The 276-nt window shown below is 43.8% G+C and carries 1 rRNA gene; it reads left to right on the forward strand.

Annotated features, from left to right (window positions below):
- Nucleotides 1–165: 165 nt before the first annotated feature.
- Nucleotides 166–276 (forward strand): 16S ribosomal RNA (locus QFI97_RS00035); the annotation flags it as partial.

Consider the following 276-nt stretch of genomic DNA (forward strand, 5'->3'; position numbering starts at 1 on the left):
ACTGCTCTTTAACAATTTATCAGACAATCTGTGTGGGCACTCAAAGTGACATGGATTCTTAACGTCCTCGGACGAAAAATGAATACCAAGTCTCAGTGAGTGAACATACGTAATTCATTACGAAGTTCTTTTCTTTAGAAATAAAGAAACACGAGCATCAAACTTAAATTGAAGAGTTTGATCATGGCTCAGATTGAACGCTGGCGGCAGGCCTAACACATGCAAGTCGAACGGTAGCACAGAGAGCTTGCTCTCGGGTGACGAGTGGCGGACGGG

The organism is Klebsiella scottii (genome assembly GCF_036561945.1).
GTDB lineage: Bacteria > Pseudomonadota > Gammaproteobacteria > Enterobacterales > Enterobacteriaceae > Klebsiella > Klebsiella scottii.